The following is a 19739-nucleotide window of genomic DNA, read 5'->3' on the forward strand; positions in this document are numbered from 1 at the left end:
CCGTGCTTTCGCTGTACTCGCAGGGCGAGCCGACCGATGTGATCACCGTCACCGACGCACTGTCGAAGACGGGTGACCTCCAGCGCGCCGGCGGAGCGGAGTATCTCCACACGCTCACCAGCATCGTGCCGACGGCCGCGAACGCCGGCTTCTACGCAGACATCGTCGGTGAGAAGGCCCTGCTGCGACGCCTCGTCGAAGCAGGCACGCGCATCGTTCAGATGGGTTACGCCGGCGAGGGCGAAGCGCTCGACCTTGTGAACACGGCGCAGTCCGAAATTTACGGTGTCACCGGCGAAGCACAGAGTGAGGATTACGTTCCGCTGTCGCTCGCGGTCGATGCGGCAATCGAAGAGATCCACCGCGCAAACTCCATGCCAGAAGGCATGCTCGGTGTCCCGACAGGGTTCAGCGAACTTGACGCGATGACGAACGGCTTTGCCGGTGGTCAGATGATCATCATCGCCGCACGACCGGCTATGGGTAAATCAACCCTCGCGATGGACGTTGCACGCTACGCCTCGGTGCACGCGCAGGCGCCAACGGTCTTCTTCTCGCTCGAGATGGGGCGCGCGGAGATCGCGATGCGTCTGCTCGCCGCTGAGGCCTCGATTCCCATGCAGACGCTGCGCAAGGGTGCGCTCGACAGCCGTGACTTCCAAAAGCTCGCGGCGACACAGGCGCGCATCGCCGAGTCGCCGCTGTACATCGACGACAGCCCGAACCTCACACTCGTGGAGATCCGCGCGAAGTGCCGCCGGCTGAAGCAGCAGCACGGCCTCAAAATGGTCGTTATTGACTACCTGCAGCTCCTGTCGAGCGGCAAGCGTGTTGAGAGCCGCCAGCAGGAGGTCAGTGAGTTCTCTCGTGCGCTGAAGCTGCTCTCGAAAGAGCTCGATGTTCCGGTAATCGCCCTCTCGCAGCTGAACCGTGCCTCCGAGCAGCGAGCCGACAAGATGCCAGCGATTAGCGACCTGCGTGAGTCTGGCTCGCTCGAGCAAGACGCGGATATGGTCATCCTGCTGCACCGCGAGGCCGCGAGCGACAGGGATCACCCGCGCGCGGGTGAGGCAGACTTCATCCTCGCGAAACAGCGTAACGGCCCAACGGGCACGGTCACCGTGGCCTTCCAGGGGCACTACTCCCGCTTCCAAGACATGCCGCAGGGCATGTAGCGAGTCCGCTCGCCCCGCTGTTTCGCAGCGAGAAGAGATAAGATCCTCGGGGCAGAGAAGGGAACACGATGTCACAGACCGCAGGTGTCACGAAACGAGCAGTCGACCCGTCGCTTCTCCCGCCACGCTGGACGCGTGTGCTCCGCAGTGCCGTGTTGTTCATCGTCGGACTCGTCATCACGTTTACGGCGACGTTCCATGAGCAGTTGGGGTTCGACCTTTCTGTCGTGGCGGCAGCCCTCGGCGTCATCGGGGTGGTGCACCTCGTAGAGGCAGTCTTCCGCAGGGGGCGCAGCGGCATCCCCATAGCGACCGCGCTCGGGCTGCTCTCGCTCCTCGCAGCGACCTTGCTCGTGATCCTCGGCAACGAGCTCGCGTTCGTCGTCGTCATCGCCGCCTGGGCGCTCGCCTCTGCGCTGCTTGAGTTCCTCGGATCCACCATTCTTCCCGGCAGTCGACAGGACTCCACGCTCGTCGGAGCAGCGGGGCTGCTGCTTGCGCTCACGGTGTTGCTGTCCCGTGGCGACCTCGTAGCGGTCATCGGCTTCTTCGGGGCGTACGCCGTAATCGCCGGGGTATTCCTCGGCATCGCCGCGTTTGATACTCGCCGAGCCACAGCGTCAGAAGACGTTGCTCAGGGAACGGCAGTTAACGCCTAAGCGGCCGCATCTGCACCGACGAACTCTCACAGCCGAACCGTAGAAAGCGAACGATGACTCACCCCTCTGACCAGACGCCACAGGAACCGATCACCCCCTCGCGGCGTGAACGATTGAAGCCACTGGAGCTGATTGGCTTCTCCGGCGTGCTCGCGGTGTTTGCCGGCCTCATCGTGCTCATGGGCTCACGCTCGTTCGTGCTCATGCTGATCTTCATGGCAATCGCGTTCATCGTGTCGCTCGTGTTTGTTGCGCTGCTCGGCCTCGGCGGCAAGCCGAGCGATGAAGACGTTGCTGCGCGCAAGGACCTCAACAAGCCGCAGGGCGGCGACTGGCACTAGCAGCCTCCCGGCTGCGCTGCGCAGGAAACGCGACGGGCGTTCGCCGGGCGGCTAGTCCTCGATTGACTCCGGGTCGGCCGGATCGATTGGGCCGTGATGGTCGAAGTTCGCCTCGCCGCTGCGCCAGTAGCCGCTGATTTGGTACTGCTCGCGGGGGAGTCCGAGCTCGTCGCGGATGACCCTGCGCAGCGGAATCAGTCGGTTCGCGTCTCCCGCGGCGAACACGAAGGTTCCCGGGCTCACTTCGCTGTCGAGCAGCGCCTGGTCGAGACCGCCGAGCGGCTCGCGCACGAGCACATCGCGGCCCGTGCCCTCGCGCAGGTAAGCCTCTACCCAGTCGAGCGCATCGTAGTCGACGTCGGCGACCACCTCGATGTCGGTGACGAGCGGCAGCTCGTTGATGAGGCGCACCGTCGCAGGCAGCGCCGTCGGATCGACGAGGCACAGTAGCGCGCCGACTCCCGTCGGGGCGCTCTGCGAGCCGCGCGGGCCGACGACAACGACCCGGTCCCCAACGGCGGCCTGCGCAGCCCACGCTGAGGCGGGGCCCGGGTCGTCGTGGAGGAAGAAGTCGACGTCGAAGACGCGCCCTTCGCTCTCGTCTCGCACGTTGAGCGGGGTGAAGTCACGCGCGAAGGTTTGGCCGTCAGGCCGGTTGATGCCGTCCTCACCGGGGCCGGCCGCTGTCGGTGCGACGAGCTCGCCAGTAAACGGGTGCGGGAAGAAGATCTTGGCGTGATCGCCGGGCCCGGTCGACACGAAGTCGTGCAGATCGGGCCCGCCGAGCGTCACGCGCGCGAACGTTTCTACCGGATGCGAGACGGCGGTAACCGTCACCTCTCGTGCGGTGAAGCGGTACATCGTGCGTTCGCGCTGAAAGTGGGTGCCCTGACTCATAGCCTCAAGCCTGGCGTAGCGGCCCGAGCCGGGCAACCCCGCGGCTCACAGGTAGGTGAGAAGCTCCGGTGCGGTGCCGATGTAGGTTGCCGGCGTGAGCTGGAGCAGACGCTGCTTCGCCTCGTCACCGATCTCGAGTCCCTGTACGAACTCGATGAGCTCGGCCTGGCCGATGCGGCGGCCGCGGGTGAGTTCCTTGAGCGCAGCGTACGGGTCGCTGATGGTCGAGCGGCCGGCGGTGACCTCCGCGCGGATCACCGTCTGGATCGCCTCGCCGAGCACCTCCCAGTTGCCGTCGAGATCGGCTGCGAGTACGTCTGGCGCCGCGTCGATCTGGCCGAGGCCCTTGAGCGTGTTGTCGAGGGCGAGCACAGAGTGGCCGAGAGCGACGCCGATGTTGCGCTGCGCCGACGAGTCGGTGAGGTCGCGCTGCCAGCGGCTCGTCACGAGCGTCGCCGCGAGCGAGTCGAGGAGCGCGTTCGAGAGCTCAAGGTTTGCCTCGGCGTTCTCGAAGCGGATCGGGTTGACCTTGTGCGGCATTGTCGAGGAGCCCGTGGCGCCGGCAACCGGCGTCTGGCGGAAGTAGCCGATGGAGATGTAGCTCCAGATGTCGGTGGCGAGGTTGTGCAGGATCCGGTTCGCGTGCGCGATGCGGGTGTACAGCTCGGCCTGCCAGTCGTGCGATTCGATCTGGGTGGTGAGCGGGTTCCAGCTGAGCCCGAGACCCTCAACGAACTCGCGCGAGATCGTCGCCCAGTCGGCGGCGGGGTCAGCTGCGAGGTGCGCGGCGAAGGTGCCGGTCGCGCCAGAGAACTTGCCGAGGTACTCGACGGCGTCGATCTGGCGGAGCTGGCGGCGCAGCCGGAACACGAAGACCGCGAGCTCCTTGCCGAGTGTCGTCGGCGTCGCTGGCTGGCCGTGCGTGCGGCTCATCATGGGCAGCTCGCGGTAGAGCTCAGCCTGGCGCTCGAGCTCGTCGATCACGGCGACGAACTTCGGCCGCCAGACGTCGGCGACAGCCTGCTTCACGGTGAGCGCGTACGAGAGGTTGTTGATGTCCTCGCTCGTGCAGCACACGTGGGTGAGCTCGGCGAACTTGCCGAGGCCCTGCGCCTCGAGGCGGGCGCGCACGAGGTACTCGACGGCCTTCACGTCGTGCTGGGTGGTCTTCTCGGTCTCCGCGAGCTCATCGATCTCGGCCTGGCCGAAGTTCGCGGCCCACTCGCGCAGCGACGCGAGCTCGGCGTCGGCGACGGGCGAGCCGCCGAGCAGCGAGTGCGAGGTGAGGTAGGCGAGCCACTCGACCTCCACGTGCACGCGAGCCTTGTTCAGGCCGGCCTCGGAGAGCGTGTCGCCGAGCCCTTCAACTGCCTTGCGGTAGCGGCCGTCGAGGGGGCTGATGGGCTGCGGGGGCAGGCTCGTCATGTGAGTCTCCAGTGTGTCGAGGTGGGTTCGCGTTCCAACCCCATTCTTTCACGCTGCGCGGTTGCTCGCTGCCCGGCCGGGGTTTGCGCGCGGGCGCCGCTGTGCGTGGTGCGGGGCGGCGGGCCCGCCGGCTGCAGAATCGGGGCGGATCGGCGCTACCAGGCCCGCAACGGGCCGCTGGCGGCCGTGTGAGCGCAGATCGCCCCGGTTTCGGCAGACAGGGTGCGCCAGTAGCTGCGAATGAGCGCGCAACTAGCTCTGCACTACCCGAGCGGGGTGCCTCCGCTGAGTTCGGTGCCGATGCCCACGGAGGCATACAGGGCGAACCCGAGAATGACGAGTAGGGGCGGCACGACCACGGGGGCAACGGCGGCGAAGCCCACGACGATGAGCACAACCACGCCGGCGCGCTTCTTCGCCGACCTCCTCAGGCCAATGATCGCGAGCGCGACGCCGCCCGCCGCGAGCATCACTGGCAGCCACAGCGGCACGGTTGGCAGCGCCTGGGTCATGCCGCCGCTCGGCAAGTTGCCGAATTCGTCGAGTTCGAGCTGCCAGCCGACCCCGAACAAGGGGAGCAGCGCGATGAGCTCGGCGACGAACGCGATCACCGCGAGGCCAAGCGCGCCCCACACGAACCCCGAGACGTTGGGGAGCGCCTTGTCCGGGGGCGCCGAAGTCGCGGAGCCCGCGGAACCTGGATTGGGTGCCGAAGCCACCGATCCTGCCGAGGGCGCCGGCGGGCCCGGTGGCGGTTGCGGCGGTTGCTGCGCGAGTTGCCCCCACGCGTAGCCGTCCCACCACTGGAGTTGCCCATACGGGTTTGTGTACCAACCCGGGGGAGTCTGTTGCGCCGCCATGTGAGCATTCTCCCATTGCATGCGCGTCAGAACGACAGCTCTTCCACAATGGTAGTTGCAATGGTATTTGCGATGGCATGATCACTGCCATCGATAAAGCTGGCCGAATCGTGGTACCCAAGCGCCTCCGCGATGCGATGGGCCTCACCCCGAAAACTCCTCTGCGCATCGACGTCATCGATGGCCGGCTCATCGTCGAGTTCGCCCCGGCTGCGCACATCGTCGAACTGGCCGACGGGTTCCCCGTCATTCGCAGCGAACGCGACCCTGGGGCACCGCCGGTTACCGACGAGGCCGTGAGAGACGCGCTTGAGGAGGCGCGTGCTTCAGGCAGGCGGGAGCGATTACCTGCAGCTGATCGGTACGTTCGCCCGCTCGGGGCCACGCACCAACCGATCTGAGCTGCCCGCGAGGCCGGGGCCCTGCCGCCCGCGAAGTGCTAGCCGCGCTTCTTCTTGCGGTTCGTGCCGAGCAGGCCGTTCATGATGCTGGCGAGCACCGACATCACGATCGCGCCGAGCACGCCCCACCAGAAGCCGTCGACGTGCAGCCCGAACCCTGCGACACCCGAGAGCCACGCGATTGCCGAAATGAGGATGCCGTTCACGATCAGCCCGAAGAGGCCGAGCGTCAGGATGTACAGCGGGATCGAGACGATCCGCACGAGCTTGCCGAGCGTGCCGTTCACGAGCCCGAACACGAGCGCAACCAGCAGCATCGTGATGAGCGGCGAGTACGGATCGTCGTTAATCGGTTCGATCCAGAATCCGCGCGCGCCCGACCCGCCGACGATGAGCGTTGTGAGCCAAAGCGCGAAGGTGCTGACAAGGACTCGCATGATTGAACGCATGGCCCAATTCTTGCACCAAACGCTGTGCGTCTCCCACTAGCACCAGCCCGATATATCCGTTTGCGAATATGACCGCTCACTAAGCTTGTGCACTATGAGCCAGACCCCGCAGCTCGCCGTTAACATGGTGGATCCAGAGCCGATTCGCTTCCTCGACGCCGAAGGCCGGTACGCTCCTTCGGCCTCCGCAGCAGACTATGCAGCCGAGCTCGACGGCGTGAGTATCGAAGATTTCCAGCAGTGGTACCGCGACATGGTTGAGACCCGTGCGTTCGACACCGAGGCGACCCATCTGCAACGCCAAGGGCAGCTCGCCCTGTGGGTGCCGAGTGTCGGCCAGGAGGGCTGCCAGGTGGGCCTCGCCCGCGCGACCGAGCCCCAGGACCACGTGTTTCCCGCATACCGCGAGCACACGGTTGCGAAGGTGCGCGGCGTCGATTTTGTTGAGCTGCTGAAGCTGTTCCGCGGCTTCACGCACGGCGGCTGGGACGTCACCGATCCCGCGAACGGCAACTTCCACCTCTACACGCTCGTGCTCGCGGCACAGACCCAGCACGCAGGCGGCTATGCGCTTGGTCAGCTCCTCGACGCGAAGGCCCGCGCCGCCTCCGGCACGCTCGACGCCGGCGAGGCTGGCATTGCGACCGGCGAGGCGACAATGGTGTTCTACGGCGACGGCACCTCGAGTCAGGGCGACGCGAACGAGTCCATGATTTTCGCCGCGAGCTACCAGACACCTGCGGTTTTCGTCGTGCAGAACAACGGCTGGGCGATCTCGGTGCCCGTCGAGCGCCAGAGCCGCACGCCGCTCTACCGCCGCGCGCTCGGCTTCGGCATTCGCTCCGTGCAGATTGACGGCAACGATCCGCTCGCAGCCTACGCGGTCGGCCGCCACTTCATGCGACTCGCCCGTGAGGGTGCAGGCCCCGGCTACATCGAGGCGCTGACCTACCGCATTGGCGCCCACACCACGAGCGACGACCCGACCCGCTACCGCGAGGCAGACGAGCTCGCTGCGTGGCGCGAGCGCGACCCGATCGCGCGCATGGAGACCTATCTGCGCGAGCGCGGCATCGACGACGCGTTCTTCGCGGAGGTCGCCGAGACGGCGGATCGCGCCGCGAAGCGCGTGCGCGATGAGATCCTGCAGCTGCCGCCGCCAGACGCCGACTCGATGTTCGCACACGTGTACTCGGAAGAGCACCCCCGGATCGAAGAGCAGCGGGTGTGGCTCGAACGCTACGAATCCTCGTTCGAGGCTGACCAGGAGAACCAGGTATGACCGTCACAACGCTTGCAGAGCGCACCGTGCTGCCCATGGCCCGCGCGATCAACGAGGGCCTCCGCACCGCGATGGCGGCCGACGACAAGGTCCTGCTCATGGGCGAGGACATCGGCCCGCTCGGCGGCGTCTTCCGCGTGACCGACAAGCTGCAGGCAGACTTCGGCACCGCGCGCGTGCTCGATACGCCGCTCGCTGAGGCCGGCATCGTCGGTAGCGCGATCGGCCTCGCAATGCGCGGCTACCGGCCCGTCGTCGAGATCCAGTTCGACGGCTTCATCTTCCCGGCCTTCAACCAGATCGTCACGCAGCTCGCGAAGATCACGAACCGGCACGACGGCAAAGTGCCGATGCCGATCGTGATCCGCGTGCCCTACGGCGGCAACGTCGGCGCGATCGAGCACCACCAGGAGAGCCCCGAGGCGTACTTCGCGCACACCCCGGGCCTGCGCGTCGTCGCACCCTCGACGCCGAACGATGCGTATTGGATGCTGCAGCAGGCCATCCAGTCGCAGGATCCCGTGCTTTTCTTCGAACCGAAGGCGAAGTACTGGGTGAAGGGCGAGGTCGACCCGACCGCCCCGGAGACTGCGCTCCACGCGAGCCGCGTCGCCCGCGTGGGAACGGACTGCACGATCGTCGCATTCGGTGCGATGGTCACGACGGCGCTGCAGGCCGCGGAGGTCGCGCAGCAGGAGGGCACGAGCGTCGAGGTCATCGACCTGCGCAGCGTCTCGCCGGTCGACTACGAGCCGCTGCTCGAATCCGTCCGCAAGACGGGCCGCCTCGTCGTCGCGCAGGAGGCCTCGGGCAACGTGAGTCTCGGCAGTGAGCTCGCGGCCTATGTCGCAGAGCACGCGTTCTACTCGCTGCAGGCGCCGGTGCTGCGGGTATCCGCATACGACGTGCCGTTCCCGCCCGCGCGCGTTGAAGGCATGTTCTTGCCAGACGCCGACCGCATTCTCGAAGCGGTCGACCGCACGATGCACTACTGAGGCCAAGCCGCCTCACCGGCCGCCGAGCGCGCCGCGAAAACCTACACTTGAACGAAGCAACCCAAAGGAGCCTTCGATGAGCGACATGACGTTTCCCCTCCCCGATGTTGGCGAGGGGCTGACCGAGGCCGAGATCGTCACCTGGCAGGTCGCGCCCGGCGACACGGTCGCGCTCAACCAGGTCATCTGCGAGATCGAGACCGCGAAGTCGCTCGTCGAGCTGCCATCGCCGTTCACCGGCGTCGTGACCGAGCTGCTCGCCGAGGTCGGTGAGACCGTGCCTGTCGGCTCGCCGATCATGCGGGTTCGCGCCGCAGGTGACGCAGGGGAGCCGCCCGCGGCAGCGCCCGAGGCTGCGGCACCGGCACCGGCACCTGCTGCGGCCGCGCCTTCCGACCCTGCTCCAACGCCCGCGGCGCCGGCCGCCTCGGCCACCGATGAGGGCGGCGGCGCCGTGCTCGTCGGTTACGGTGCGGCGGGCACCGTGCGCTCGCGCCGCCGCAGTGGGGGAGAACCGCTGCTCGCAGGGGCGCCTATCCCCGTTGCGGCAGCTTCGCCCGTCATCGCGAAGCCGCCGATCCGCAAGCTCGCGAAGGATCTCGGGGTGGATCTCGCCCAGGTTACGGGAACCGGCATCGCGGGCGAGGTGCTCCGCGACGACGTCGTGCGTCACGGCTCGCAGGCGAGCCTGTTCCGCAACATCACGACGCCAGAGGCGCCGGCGGTGCGGGAGGAGCGGATCCCGCTGAAGGGGATGCGCAAGCAGATCGCGAAGGCGATGGTCACGAGCGCGTTCGAGGCGCCGCACGTTGGGGTGTTCACTGACGTCGACGCGACTCGCACGATGGAGTTCGTGCAGCGACTGAAGACGTCGACCGACTTCGCGGGCATCAAGGTGTCGCCGCTGCTCATCTTCGCGAAGGCGATGCTCTGGGCGATCCGCCGCAACCCCGAGATCAACTCGACGTTCACCGAGACTGAGATCATCCGCCACCACTTCGTGAACCTCGGCATCGCTGCGGCAACGCCGCGCGGGCTCGTCGTGCCGAACATCAAGGATGCGCAGGAGCTCAGCCTCCGCGAGCTCGCGCAGGCGATCGAGCAGCTGACGATGACGGCGCGCGAAGGCCGCACGACGCCGGCCGAGATGCAGCACGGCACGATCACGCTCACGAACATTGGCGTCTTCGGCATGGACTTCGGCACGCCGATCCTCAACCCTGGCGAGGTCGCGATCATGGCGATGGGCACGATCAAGCAGAAGCCGTGGGTTGTCGATGGCGAGGTGCGCCCGCGCATGGTCACGACCGTCGGCGGATCCTTCGACCACCGCGTTGTTGACGGCGACGTGATCTCACGCTTCGTCGCCGACGTCGCATCGGTGCTCGAGGAGCCGGCGCTGCTGCTCGACTAGCCGGCCACCGCTCGGCAGTGCCGATGGCACGACCGGGCGGCGACGGCCTGCGAGCCGCGCCAATCGCGCACAGCTAGCGAGCCGTCGACTCCCTGGTCTCCGCTGCGGGGGCGAGCACTGATCCCGGGTTCAAGATGCCGTTCGGGTCGAGGGCGTTTTTGATGAGGTGGTTGAGTTCGAGGACATCGTCCCCGAGATAATCAGCTAGCCAGGGGCGTTTGAGCCTGCCTACGCCGTGCTCACCGGTTATCGTGCCACCCAGTTCTATGGCGAGCGACATGACCTCACCGTATGCATCGTGAGCTCGCGCCAGCTGCTCCGCGTCGCTCGGGTCGTGCACGATCAGTGGGTGGGTGTTGCCGTCTCCCGCGTGCGCCATGGTGGCGATGGTGACGTCGTTGCGCCTCGCGATCTCAGCGATCCCCGTCACCAGGTCGCCAAGCCGGGGGAGTGGCACCCCAACATCTTCGAGCAACACGGCGCCGTGTCGCTCAATCGCGGGAATCGCCATTCGCCTGGCTGTGACGAATGCTTCGCCCTCCTCCGGGTCATCCGTCGTGTAGCACTCGGTGGCCCCGTGCGCGTTGCAGATGCTCTCGATGAGCGAGATCTCTGCAACCGCTGCCTCCGTTGACTCGTCGGACTGCACGATGAGCATCCCGGCCGCGTCGCGGTCCAAGCCCATCCTTGTGGCATCTTCGACGGCGTTGATGGTGGCGTGATCCATGAACTCCAGCATCGAGGGGCGCATGCGCTGCGTGATGGCCAGCACTGTTGCGGTGGTGTCCTCGAGCGTCGGGAAGGTCGCGACGAGGGTGGTTGGTGGGTTCTGGGCTGGGATGAGGCGCAGCTGCACCTCGGTGATGACGCCAAGGGTGCCCTCACTGCCGACGAAGAGTTTCGTGAGTGACATCCCTGCGACATCCTTCAGCCGCGGCCCGCCAAGCTTCACCGCCCGGCCGTCCGCGAGAACCACGGTCATCCCGAGTACATAGTCGGTTGTAACTCCGTACTTCACGCAGCACAGGCCCCCGGCGTTGGTAGCGACGTTGCCGCCAATGGAGCAAATCTCGAACGAGGAGGGGTCTGGCGGGTACCACAGTCCGTGTTCGGCTGCTGCGGCCTTCACCTCTGCGTTCAGCGCCCCGGGGCCGGAGACCACCGTTCGGGTGACGGGATCGACAGTGATCGTGTTCATTCGGTCGACAGAGAGCACGATCGCACGGTCGACGGCCGTGCTGCCGCCGGACAGTCCGGTGCCAGCACCGCGCGGAACGATGGGTGTGCCGTGCGCGGCCGCGATCAGCACGACCCGTTGCACCTGCTCGGTTGTCGTTGGCCGGACCACGACTAGTGGGACTCCGGCGTGTGGGTCGTTAGCGCGGTCTCGCCGGTAGGCTTCCATGCTCGCCGGGTCTCTCACGAGAATTTCGGCAGGGAGGCTGTTCTCGAGCTCTTCAAGCGTGTGCGCGTCATTGCGTGTCATCGCAGGGGCCTTCCTCGGACGTGTGGATACTCGCACCGTACACGAAGCGGCAGATGTTGTGAATATCTCTTTCGCATGGTGGATACCGTCTTGACGGAACGCGTGCCGAGAACCTAAAGTGCCACAACACAAGCGACACCCTCTTGGCCGGGGAGACCCTGTCACCGTTGGATGAGGAAGCCGCGCTGTGGGCGCATGCCCCGCAACGCCCCTGTGTCGAACTGTCCAACGGCAGCGCGCGACCTCCGGCCTCTGCACGGTCATATCCGCTCTCAGACAAGGAAGTACGATGAGCACCTTTGTCCAGATCACCGATCCCGTGTGGGGATCCCTCGCCCTCTCCGCGGTCGTCGCGGCCCTTCCGCTGCTCGTGCTTTTCGTCCTGCTCGGCGCGTTTCGCGTGCAAGCAGCGAAAGCCTCACTCGTTGCTGTCGCCCTATCGATCATCCTCGCGATTTTCGTGTGGCAAATGCCGGTCGGACAGGTGTTCAGCGCCACCGCCGCTGGCGCGGTTTACGGCATGTTCCCGATCCTGTGGATCCTGATCAATGCGCTCTGGGTGTACAAGCTCACGGTGGCAACGCCGTGGTTCGAGGCGCTCGGTCGCACGATCCGCTCGATCTCCGACGACCTGCGGATACTCGCGGTGCTCATTGCGTTCTGTTTTGGCGCACTGCTTGAGGGGCTCGCCGGGTTTGGCGCCCCCGTTGCCATTACGGCGGCGATGCTCATCGCTGCCGGCCTGAAGCCATTGAAAGCCGGCATCGTGGCACTGCTCGCCAATACCGCCCCCGTCGCCTTTGGGGCGATGGGGTCACCAATCATCGCGCTCTCGGGCGTTACCGGTCTCGAGCTCAGCGACCTGTCGTCCATGGTTGGCAGGCAAACACCGTTCGTTGCCCTCGTCGTCCCGCTCCTACTGGTGTTCATCGTTGACGGCAGAAGAGGGCTTCGGCAGAGCTGGCCAATCGCGTTGGTCGCCGGTGGCACGTTTGGCGTTGCCCAATTCGTCACCGCGAACTACCTCACCGTCGAGCTCACGGACGTGATCTCTGCGCTGGCCACACTGTTGGTCGTGCTCCTCATGCTTCGGGTGTGGCAGCCGAAGGAGCTCATCGGCGTTACGAGTGATGCGGGTGCGGCCGCGCCAGACGCGCCAGCCGACGGTGGCGGCGCAGGGGAGGGTGCCTCGATTCGCACCGCACACACCGGCACCATCTCGTCGGCCGCTGCGAAGGGTGTTGACCCCGCTGCGGCGGTGGGAAGCGCAAGGCCACCGGCCCGCGAGGTGTGGTTCGCGATTGTGCCGTACCTGGTGATCATCGTGGTCTTCTCGCTCGCTCAACTCCCGGGGATAAAGCCGTGGCTCACGGAGTTCGGTGGCGTCACGTTTGCGTGGCCAGGGCTCGACGTCGTCGACGCGAATGGGAACCCAGCGGCATCTCAGACGTTCAGGCTCGACCACATCAGGGCGGCTGGCAGCCTGTTGCTCATTTCTGGCGTCATCACGAGCCTGGTGTACCGCATGTCCTTCCGGGCCGCTGCGCGCACCTACTGGGAAACGCTCAAGCAGTTGCGCTGGACGATCCTCACCGTGAGTACCGTGCTGGCGCTGTCTTTCGTGATGAACTTGTCAGGCCAGACCGCCAGCCTTGGGCTCGCCCTTGCAGCAACCGGCGGCTTCTTCGCTGTGCTCTCTCCGGTACTCGGGTGGATTGGCGTTGCCCTCACCGGCTCCGACACCTCCTCGAACTCGTTGTTCGGTGCCCTGCAAGTCACCGCGGCGCAGGAGACAGGCCTCTCGCCCGTGCTGATGGCAGCGACCAACTCGTCTGCTGGGGTGATGGGGAAGATGCTCTCCGTGCAGAACCTCGCCGTGGCCGCGGCGGCGATCGATCAACACGGCTCTGAGCCGACGCTCTTCCGCAAGCTGCTCGGCTGGAGCCTGCTGCTGCTCGCCTTCCTCACCATCGTCATTGTGCTGCAGGCCAGCGTCCTCTCGTGGATGGTGCCGTAGCGGCCAGGACCGGTCGCGCTGGCTGGCTGGCGCGCAGTGCGCTGCGCGGAACGCAGGTGCGGCCTCTAGGATCTGTAAAGGACACACAGGCACCAACCGCGGCGAGGCCGGGGTGAGAGATTGGGAGCAAAGATGCAACTACACGGATCAACGGCAGTAGTAACGGGAGCGGCCTCGGGCCTTGGTGCTGCGACAGCAGCCCTGCTCGCTGGGCGCGGCGTGAACGTGGTGGGCCTCGATCTTGCTGCCTCGATCGAGAAGGCGGGGGAGCCGCCAGCTGGTGTGCGCTACGTTCCTGCGGACGTGACGAGCGAGGACGAGGTGGCCGCGGCGCTGCAGCTCAACGCCGGCGAGGCGCCGCTGCGGCTCGTTGTGAACTGCGCGGGTATCGCCCCAGCGAAACGCATTCTCTCCTCGAAGGGCGTGCACGATCTCGAATCGTTCCAGCGCACGTTGAACATCAACGTCACAGGCACGTTCAACGTGCTGCGGCTCGCAGCTGAGATCATGGCTGAGCAGGAGCCGGTCGACGATGCGGGCCAGCGCGGCCTCATCGTGAACACGGCGTCCGTCGCGGCGTATGAGGGCCAGATTGGGCAGATCGCGTACGCGGCGTCGAAGGGCGCCGTTGTTGGCATGGGCATCACCGCCGCCCGCGATCTTGCGCGCAGCGGGATCCGCGTGAACACGATTGCCCCGGGTATCGTCGCGACGCCGCTGCTTGAGGCGCTCGGCCCAGAGGTGAACGCTTCGCTCTCCGCTTCGGTTCCGTTCCCCGCCCGCCTCGCGCGGCCAGACGAGTTCGCACAGCTCGTCGCGATGATTGCCGAGCACGATTACCTCAACGGCGAGACGATCCGCATGGACGGCGCGCTGCGGATGGGCCCGAAGTAGTCGAGGGAGCTCGGCTCGCCGGGACACGAACGAGGTGGCGAACGGATCGCTGCCTGGCCGGTGCCGGGTGCGGCCTGCCGCAACAGTTCGGGTGGCGCTGACGCAACGCCCGGGCTTCGTTGGTTGCTCGGGCGTGGGCGGCGCGGGCTGCGCCTCGCATAGTGGCCTCTATGGCTTTTCCTAACCTTTCTGTCTGCGGCGGGTGCTAGGTTAGGGCGCAGTTAGGGCGCGGGCGCAGCCGAGCTCGCCAGCGAGCGGGGGTGACGACAGATGATCGAATTCGACGCTGTCACGAAGACGTACGCTGACGGTACCCAGGCGGTCGGCGAGTTCTCGCTCACGATCCCATCGCATCACACCACGGTATTCGTCGGCTCCTCTGGCAGTGGCAAGACGACTCTCCTGCGGATGGTGAACCGGATGGTCGAGCCAACCACCGGGCGAGTGCGCATCGACGAGCAAGACGTCGCGGCTGTCGACCCAGTGAAGCTGCGGCGCTCGATCGGCTATGTGCTGCAGCAGGGTGGCCTCCTCCCGCACCGAACCGTGCTCGACAACGTCGCGACCGTCGCGGTGCTTGGCGGCATGGCGAAGGCGAAGGCGCGCTCGCTCGCGCTCGAAATGCTCGACCGCGTCGGCCTCGACCCCGCGCTCGCAAACCGATACCCCGCCCAACTCTCAGGCGGGCAGCAGCAACGCGTAGGCGTGGCGCGAGCGCTCGCTCCTGACCCGAATATTCTCCTCATGGACGAGCCATTCGGCGCCGTCGACCCGATCGTGCGCCGCGAGCTCCAGGAAGAGTTGCTCAGGCTACAACGCGAGCTCGGCAAGACCATCGTCTTCGTCACGCACGACATCGACGAGGCGTTCAGGCTCGGAGACGAGGTCGTCGTACTGCGCACCGGCGGTGAGGTCGCGCAGCGCGGCACGCCAGAGGAGATCCTCGCAAACCCGGCCGACGACTTCGTGCGGCACTTCATCGGCACCGAAGCATCGGGCGGCGAAGCTGAGGCGCGGAGGCTCACCACGCGCACCGTTGACGGGCAGCAGATTGTGTTTGACCGGGCAGGCAGGCCGCTGGGAGTGATTGAGCCGTGAACTGGCTCGCGCAGAATTGGCCCCAGGTGTGTGAACTCGTCTGGGTCCACCTGCAGTTGAGCCTGCCAGCGATCGCGATTTCGATCCTCATCGCTATCCCCATCGGGCGCCTCGCGTTCCGCTACGGCAGGTTCGGCGGCGCGCTCACGAGCGTGTCAACACTGCTGTACGCGATCCCAGCGCTGCCGATGCTCATCATCATTCCGGCGATTATCGGCGTTCCGCTGAGGTCGAACGCGAATATGGTGATCGCGCTCACGCTGTATGGCGTCGCGCTCCTCGTTCGCAGCGCAGCAGACGGGTTCGCTTCGGTTGACTCTGCCGTGCGCGACTCGTCGGTCGCGATTGGGTACTCGAAGTTCGCGCTGTTCTGGCGAGTGGATCTGCCACTCGCGCTTCCCGTCATGCTTGCAGGGGTTCGTGTCGTCGCCGTCTCTACCATCAGCCTCGTCACGGTCGGCGCACTCATCGGGGTCTCAAGCCTTGGGACGCTGCTCACCGACGGCTTCCAGCGCGGCATCTTCGCCGAAGTGCTCACCGGGGTCGTCGCGACGATCGTGCTCGCGCTCGTGCTTGACGGCCTGCTCCTGCTGCTCGGCAGGATGCTTGCTCCGTGGCGAAGGGTGGCAGCGTGAACCTCTTCGCTGACGCGCTCGCGTGGATCACCGATCAGAGCAATTGGCTCGGCTCCAGCGGAATCCCTGCCCGCATCGGGGAGCATCTCTGGGTGTCAGGGCTCGCCGTCGCCATCGCTGCGGTCATCGCGCTACCCGCCGGCGTGCTCATCGGGCACTCGCGACGCGGGGTTGGCGCTATCGGCGCGTTTACCGGCGCAGCGCGTGCCCTGCCGACGCTTGGTGTGCTGACGATCTGCGCGCTGTGGTTCGGGATCGGTCTGGGCGCGCCACTCGTCGCGCTTGTCGTGCTTGCTGTCCCGTCGCTGCTCGCAGGAGCCTACTCCGGTGTACAGGCGGTGCCCCGGGAGACCTCAGCGGCCGCCAAGGCCATCGGGATGCGGCCATCCCAGGTGATCTGGCAGGTGGAGGTGCCGCTTGCGCTGCCCGTCATCGTTGGCGGGATCCGCGCGGCGGTCCTGCAGGTCATTGCGACCGCAACGCTTGCCGCGTACACGGCGAACCTCGGCCTGGGCAGGTACCTGTTCACCGGCCTGAAAACCAGAGACTACGGGCAGATGCTCGGTGGCGCGATCCTCGTGATCCTGCTCGCCCTCGTGCTCGAGATTGTGCTCGCGGCGATCCAGCGAGCCACGGCGGCAAGAACTGCCCCGGCGGCTGCGCAGCACACGCCTGCCGCAGCGGACTCAGCGGTGCCGCGCGCAGCCGCAACGCCGACACCCACACCCACCACCACCGCAACCACCTAACGGGGAGACGAAGATGCACACAGCTCGACGCACACCACGAAGGATCGGAGCGCTCGCGGCGCTCACGCTCGCGGGGGTGACACTGCTCACCGCCTGCGGATCGGCGGACCCGCTCGACAACAGCGGAGCCTCAACAGGGGACGGTGAAACCCTCGTTGTCGGCTCGCAGGCCTACTACTCAAACGAGATCGTTGCCGAACTCTACGCGCAAGCGCTCGAGGCCGGCGGCTTCACTGTCGACAGGCAGCTGCAGATTGGGCAGCGCGAGGTCTACATGCCGGAGCTCGAGGCGGGGAAGATTGACGTCTTCCCCGAGTACACGGGCAACCTCCTGCAGTATTTCGATGCCGACACCACCGCGACCACCAGCGAGGATGTCTACGATGCCCTCGCGGCCGAACTGCCTGAGGGGCTGCGGGTGCTTGAGCAGTCCGAAGCCTCGGATCAGGACTCGTACGTCGTCACGAGCGACTTCGCGAAGCAGCACGATCTCAGTGAGATCGGCGACCTTGCGGGCATCGACGGGCTCGTGCTCGGTGGGAACTCCGAGCTCGAGACACGACCGTACGGCCCTCCAGGCCTCAGCGAGGTCTACGGTGTCGACGTCTCGTTCACTCCGATTGAGGATTCCGGCGGGCCGCTCACGGTGAAGGCGCTGCGCGATGGCCAGGTGCAGTTGGTCGATCTGTACTCTGCTGACCCGGTGTTCGCCGAGGGTGACCTCGTAGTGCTGCAGGATCCAAAGGGACTCTTCCTGGCCTCGCACGTCGTGCCGGTCGTGTCCGAGCGTGTGAACGACGACGCTGCGGCGATCATCAACAAGGTCTCCGCGGCGCTCACGGCTGAGGATCTGCAGCAGCTTGGCGCGCAGTCGGTGAACGATGAGTCGCCCGCGGCAAAGATCGCAGCAACGTGGCTTGAGGAGCGCGGCCTCGCGGGTTGAATGTATGCACTCTAAGCGGCGAATTGCGAATTAGCTCGCAATTCGCCGCTTTAGTGTATACGCTGAGGGAAGAGCGACGAAGCGTCGCTCGGGCCGGAGGTGGAGCATGCGCGCGAGCGACAGGGCATACGCGACGCTCCTCGACGAGATCCAGCGCGGCGACCTCGCCCCCGGAACGGTGCTCGGCGAGGTCGAGCAGGCCACACGCCTCGGCGTGAGTCGCACCCCAGCGCGCGAAGCAATTGGCAGGCTCATCTCGAACGGGCTCGCCGCGCAGCTGTCGCCGCGCGTCACCGTCGTGTCGGAGTTCGAAGCCGGCGACATTCGCGCGCTGTTCGAGGTGCGCCGCGCACTCGAGGAGAACGCGGCACGACTCGCTGCCGTGAAGGGCAACCCCGCAGTGTTTGCGGAGCTCGCGACCGCGTTCGCGGCAGCGCACCCCGAGAGCGGGGAAGTGGCGGCCGACTCCTACTACGAGCTCATCGCCCGCTTCGATGAGGCGCTCGATGTCGCGGTGAACAACCAGTACTTCACGAACTCACTGCGCACGATCCGCACCCACCTCGCGCGCGCCAGGCGCCTCGCCCGCGATAACCGCGGCAGGCTGCAGGCATCGGTCGCCGAGCACCGGCTCATCGCCGAGGCGATTGCGGCAGGCGACGGCGAACTCGCCGCGCACGCCACCCACGTGCACCTGCACAATGCGCTCACCGCGATCCTCACCTCGGTCGCCGCGGCGCCGAGCACGGGCGCCATCCCGGTGCTCCCCACAGATTTACTCAGCAACGATCCGACGTCGGAAGGAACATCATGACCGTCATTCACAACGTTCGCGTGTACAAGAGCGAAGAGACGCTCCCGCGCGAGGAGCAGCTTGCGTGGAAGATCGCGGAGGTCGCAGTCGACCCGGTCGAGGTCGACAGCGACGTCCTCGACATGATCATCAACCGCATCATCGACAACGCGTCTGTTGCGGCAGCTTCGCTCACCCGCGGCCCGATCGTCGCCTCACGCGCGCAGGCCCTCTCGCACCCCGTCTCGACGGGCGGCAAGGGCGCGTCGATCTTCGGCCTCGACGCCGAGCGCACGAGCCCCGAGTGGGCGGCGTGGGCGAACGGCGTCGCCGTGCGCGAGCTTGACTACCACGACACCTTCCTCGCGGCCGAGTACTCGCACCCGGGCGACAACATCCCGCCGATCCTCGCGGTAGCGCAGCACGTCGGCAAGGACGGCCGCGCGCTCGTGCGTGCGATCGCGACCGGCTACGAGATCCAGATGGACCTCGTGCGAGCGATCTGCCTGCACAAGCACAAGATCGACCACGTCGCACACATCGGCCCGTCGGCCGCTGCCGGCATCGGCACCCTCCTCGGCCTCGACACCGAGACGATCTACCAGGCCGTCGCGCAGGGGCTCCACACAACCACCGCGACCCGCCAGTCACGCAAGGGCGAGATCTCGACCTGGAAGGCACACGCACCAGCGTTCGCGGGCAAGATGGCCGTTGAGGCAGTGGACCGCGCGATGCGCGGGCAGACCTCCCCGAGCCCGATCTACGAAGGCGAAGACGGCGTGATCGCCTGGATGCTCGACGGCCCAGACGCGAAGTACGCTGTGCCGCTGCCAGCGAAGGGCGAGGCGAAGCGCGCGATCCTCGACAGCTACACCAAGGAGCACTCCGCCGAGTATCAGGCGCAGGCGTGGATCGACCTCGCCCGCAAGCTGCACGGCGAGCACCCCGAGCTCGCCGACGTCGCGAACGTAAAGAGCGTCGTGCTGCACACGAGCCACCACACCCACTACGTCATTGGCTCCGGCGCAAACGACCCGCAGAAGTACGACCCGAATGCTTCACGTGAAACACTCGACCACTCGATCCCGTACATCTTCGCGGTCGCGCTGCAGGACGGCGGCTGGCACCACGTCGACTCGTACACCCCGGAGCGCGCTGGCCGCGCAGACACCGTCGAGCTGTGGAACAAGATCACCACGGCAGAGGACGCAGAGTGGACGCGTCGC

General features: G+C 66.5%; 20 protein-coding genes. 15 read left to right on the plus strand and 5 right to left on the minus strand.

The features are described from left to right. The 3 genes from dnaB to SD72_RS15480 form a co-directional block, all read left to right on the plus strand. The coding region (gene dnaB / locus SD72_RS15470) for a replicative DNA helicase (protein WP_042545371.1) at window positions 1-1175 on the plus strand (1175 nt) is incomplete at its 5' end. A gap of 68 nt (window positions 1176-1243) precedes the next feature. Beyond that, complete coding sequence (locus SD72_RS15475; RefSeq protein WP_042545372.1) at window positions 1244-1834, plus strand: DUF308 domain-containing protein; 591 nt, start codon at window positions 1244-1246, stop codon at window positions 1832-1834. A 53-nt stretch (window positions 1835-1887) separates the two neighbouring features. Beyond that, complete coding sequence (locus SD72_RS15480) at window positions 1888-2175, plus strand: hypothetical protein (protein ID WP_042545373.1); 288 nt, start codon at window positions 1888-1890, stop codon at window positions 2173-2175. A gap of 51 nt (window positions 2176-2226) precedes the next feature. Here SD72_RS15480 and SD72_RS15485 read toward each other — a convergent pair whose 3' ends face one another. The 3 genes from SD72_RS15485 to SD72_RS15495 all read right to left on the minus strand — a co-directional run bounded on the left by SD72_RS15485 (window position 2227) and on the right by SD72_RS15495 (window position 5357). Then, window positions 2227-3072, minus strand: a complete 846-nt coding sequence (locus SD72_RS15485; protein WP_042545374.1) for a siderophore-interacting protein — start codon at window positions 3070-3072, stop codon at window positions 2227-2229. A 45-nt stretch (window positions 3073-3117) separates the two neighbouring features. Further along, window positions 3118-4497: an adenylosuccinate lyase gene (gene purB / locus SD72_RS15490; RefSeq protein WP_042545375.1), complete on the minus strand. Its 1380-nt coding sequence runs from the start codon at window positions 4495-4497 to the stop codon at window positions 3118-3120. Between the two features lie 263 nt (window positions 4498-4760). Continuing rightward, the gene (locus SD72_RS15495) at window positions 4761-5357 is read right to left on the minus strand and encodes a hypothetical protein (protein ID WP_157000636.1); all 597 of its coding nucleotides are present in this window, start codon (window positions 5355-5357) and stop codon (window positions 4761-4763) included. A 77-nt stretch (window positions 5358-5434) separates the two neighbouring features. Between SD72_RS15495 and SD72_RS15500 the strand changes: the two genes are divergently transcribed. Then, window positions 5435-5758 carry an AbrB/MazE/SpoVT family DNA-binding domain-containing protein gene (locus SD72_RS15500; RefSeq protein ID WP_052492758.1) on the plus strand — a complete coding sequence of 108 codons (324 nt, stop codon included), beginning with the start codon at window positions 5435-5437 and terminating at the stop codon, window positions 5756-5758. Window positions 5759-5796: 38 nt separating this feature from the next. On the opposite strand, the gene SD72_RS15505 is transcribed toward SD72_RS15500, so the two are convergent. After that, on the minus strand, window positions 5797-6207 hold the full coding sequence (locus SD72_RS15505) for a phage holin family protein (RefSeq protein ID WP_042545377.1): 411 nt from the start codon (window positions 6205-6207) through the stop codon (window positions 5797-5799). A 94-nt stretch (window positions 6208-6301) separates the two neighbouring features. On the opposite strand from SD72_RS15505, the gene SD72_RS15510 reads away from it, so the two are divergent. The 3 genes from SD72_RS15510 (at window position 6302) to SD72_RS15520 (ending at window position 9898) form a co-directional block, all read left to right on the plus strand. Further along, entirely contained in the window at window positions 6302-7489 is a 1188-nt protein-coding gene (locus tag SD72_RS15510; protein WP_042545378.1) for a thiamine pyrophosphate-dependent enzyme, read from the plus strand. Further along, window positions 7486-8484 carry an alpha-ketoacid dehydrogenase subunit beta gene (locus SD72_RS15515; RefSeq protein WP_042545379.1) on the plus strand — a complete coding sequence of 333 codons (999 nt, stop codon included), beginning with the start codon at window positions 7486-7488 and terminating at the stop codon, window positions 8482-8484. The genes SD72_RS15510 and SD72_RS15515 overlap by 4 nt, the downstream gene beginning before the upstream one ends. Before the next feature lie 76 nt (window positions 8485-8560). Then, window positions 8561-9898: a dihydrolipoamide acetyltransferase family protein gene (locus SD72_RS15520; RefSeq protein ID WP_042545380.1), complete on the plus strand. Its 1338-nt coding sequence runs from the start codon at window positions 8561-8563 to the stop codon at window positions 9896-9898. A gap of 73 nt (window positions 9899-9971) precedes the next feature. Here SD72_RS15520 and SD72_RS15525 read toward each other — a convergent pair whose 3' ends face one another. Beyond that, the gene (locus SD72_RS15525) at window positions 9972-11384 is read right to left on the minus strand and encodes an FAD-binding oxidoreductase (RefSeq protein WP_042545381.1); all 1413 of its coding nucleotides are present in this window, start codon (window positions 11382-11384) and stop codon (window positions 9972-9974) included. Between the two features lie 289 nt (window positions 11385-11673). Between SD72_RS15525 and SD72_RS15530 the strand changes: the two genes are divergently transcribed. The 8 genes from SD72_RS15530 to SD72_RS15565 form a co-directional block, all read left to right on the plus strand. Next, window positions 11674-13401 carry an L-lactate permease gene (locus tag SD72_RS15530; RefSeq protein ID WP_042545382.1) on the plus strand — a complete coding sequence of 576 codons (1728 nt, stop codon included), beginning with the start codon at window positions 11674-11676 and terminating at the stop codon, window positions 13399-13401. 132 nt (window positions 13402-13533) lie between these two features. Then, window positions 13534-14295, plus strand: a complete 762-nt coding sequence (locus tag SD72_RS15535) for an SDR family NAD(P)-dependent oxidoreductase (protein ID WP_042545383.1) — start codon at window positions 13534-13536, stop codon at window positions 14293-14295. Window positions 14296-14565: 270 nt separating this feature from the next. Beyond that, the gene (locus tag SD72_RS15540) at window positions 14566-15393 is read left to right on the plus strand and encodes an ABC transporter ATP-binding protein (protein ID WP_042545384.1); all 828 of its coding nucleotides are present in this window, start codon (window positions 14566-14568) and stop codon (window positions 15391-15393) included. Window positions 15394-15419: 26 nt separating this feature from the next. Further along, window positions 15420-16028, plus strand: coding sequence for an ABC transporter permease (locus SD72_RS15545; RefSeq protein WP_232299825.1), 609 nt, complete (start codon window positions 15420-15422; stop codon window positions 16026-16028). Continuing rightward, window positions 16025-16777: an ABC transporter permease gene (locus tag SD72_RS15550; protein ID WP_084767277.1), complete on the plus strand. Its 753-nt coding sequence runs from the start codon at window positions 16025-16027 to the stop codon at window positions 16775-16777. The genes SD72_RS15545 and SD72_RS15550 overlap by 4 nt, the downstream gene beginning before the upstream one ends. 13 nt (window positions 16778-16790) lie before the next feature. Further along, window positions 16791-17720, plus strand: a complete 930-nt coding sequence (locus SD72_RS15555) for an ABC transporter substrate-binding protein (RefSeq protein WP_042545386.1) — start codon at window positions 16791-16793, stop codon at window positions 17718-17720. 106 nt (window positions 17721-17826) lie between these two features. Further along, window positions 17827-18534, plus strand: a complete 708-nt coding sequence (locus tag SD72_RS15560) for a GntR family transcriptional regulator (protein WP_084767276.1) — start codon at window positions 17827-17829, stop codon at window positions 18532-18534. After that, the coding region (locus SD72_RS15565) for an MmgE/PrpD family protein (protein ID WP_042545387.1) at window positions 18531-19739 on the plus strand (1209 nt) is incomplete at its 3' end. The genes SD72_RS15560 and SD72_RS15565, both read left to right, overlap by 4 nt.

The sequence above is a fragment of the Leucobacter komagatae genome (assembly GCF_000834055.1).
Lineage (GTDB): Bacteria > Actinomycetota > Actinomycetes > Actinomycetales > Microbacteriaceae > Leucobacter > Leucobacter komagatae_A.

Excerpts from the sequence above, each read along its gene's own strand:
- SD72_RS15475 (WP_042545372.1), top strand. The coding sequence starts at position 1,244 with ATGTCACAGACCGCAGGTGTCACGAAACGAGCAGTCGACCCGTCGCTT.
- SD72_RS15480 (WP_042545373.1), top strand. The coding sequence starts at position 1,888 with ATGACTCACCCCTCTGACCAGACGCCACAGGAACCGATCACCCCCTCG.
- SD72_RS15485 (WP_042545374.1), bottom strand. The coding sequence starts at position 3,072 with ATGAGTCAGGGCACCCACTTTCAGCGCGAACGCACGATGTACCGCTTC.
- purB (WP_042545375.1), bottom strand. The coding sequence starts at position 4,497 with ATGACGAGCCTGCCCCCGCAGCCCATCAGCCCCCTCGACGGCCGCTAC.
- SD72_RS15495 (WP_157000636.1), bottom strand. The coding sequence starts at position 5,357 with ATGGCGGCGCAACAGACTCCCCCGGGTTGGTACACAAACCCGTATGGG.
- SD72_RS15500 (WP_052492758.1), top strand. The coding sequence starts at position 5,435 with ATGATCACTGCCATCGATAAAGCTGGCCGAATCGTGGTACCCAAGCGC.
- SD72_RS15505 (WP_042545377.1), bottom strand. The coding sequence starts at position 6,207 with ATGCGTTCAATCATGCGAGTCCTTGTCAGCACCTTCGCGCTTTGGCTC.
- SD72_RS15510 (WP_042545378.1), top strand. The coding sequence starts at position 6,302 with ATGAGCCAGACCCCGCAGCTCGCCGTTAACATGGTGGATCCAGAGCCG.
- SD72_RS15515 (WP_042545379.1), top strand. The coding sequence starts at position 7,486 with ATGACCGTCACAACGCTTGCAGAGCGCACCGTGCTGCCCATGGCCCGC.
- SD72_RS15520 (WP_042545380.1), top strand. The coding sequence starts at position 8,561 with ATGAGCGACATGACGTTTCCCCTCCCCGATGTTGGCGAGGGGCTGACC.
- SD72_RS15525 (WP_042545381.1), bottom strand. The coding sequence starts at position 11,384 with ATGACACGCAATGACGCGCACACGCTTGAAGAGCTCGAGAACAGCCTC.
- SD72_RS15530 (WP_042545382.1), top strand. The coding sequence starts at position 11,674 with ATGAGCACCTTTGTCCAGATCACCGATCCCGTGTGGGGATCCCTCGCC.
- SD72_RS15535 (WP_042545383.1), top strand. The coding sequence starts at position 13,534 with ATGCAACTACACGGATCAACGGCAGTAGTAACGGGAGCGGCCTCGGGC.
- SD72_RS15540 (WP_042545384.1), top strand. The coding sequence starts at position 14,566 with ATGATCGAATTCGACGCTGTCACGAAGACGTACGCTGACGGTACCCAG.
- SD72_RS15555 (WP_042545386.1), top strand. The coding sequence starts at position 16,791 with ATGCACACAGCTCGACGCACACCACGAAGGATCGGAGCGCTCGCGGCG.
- SD72_RS15560 (WP_084767276.1), top strand. The coding sequence starts at position 17,827 with ATGCGCGCGAGCGACAGGGCATACGCGACGCTCCTCGACGAGATCCAG.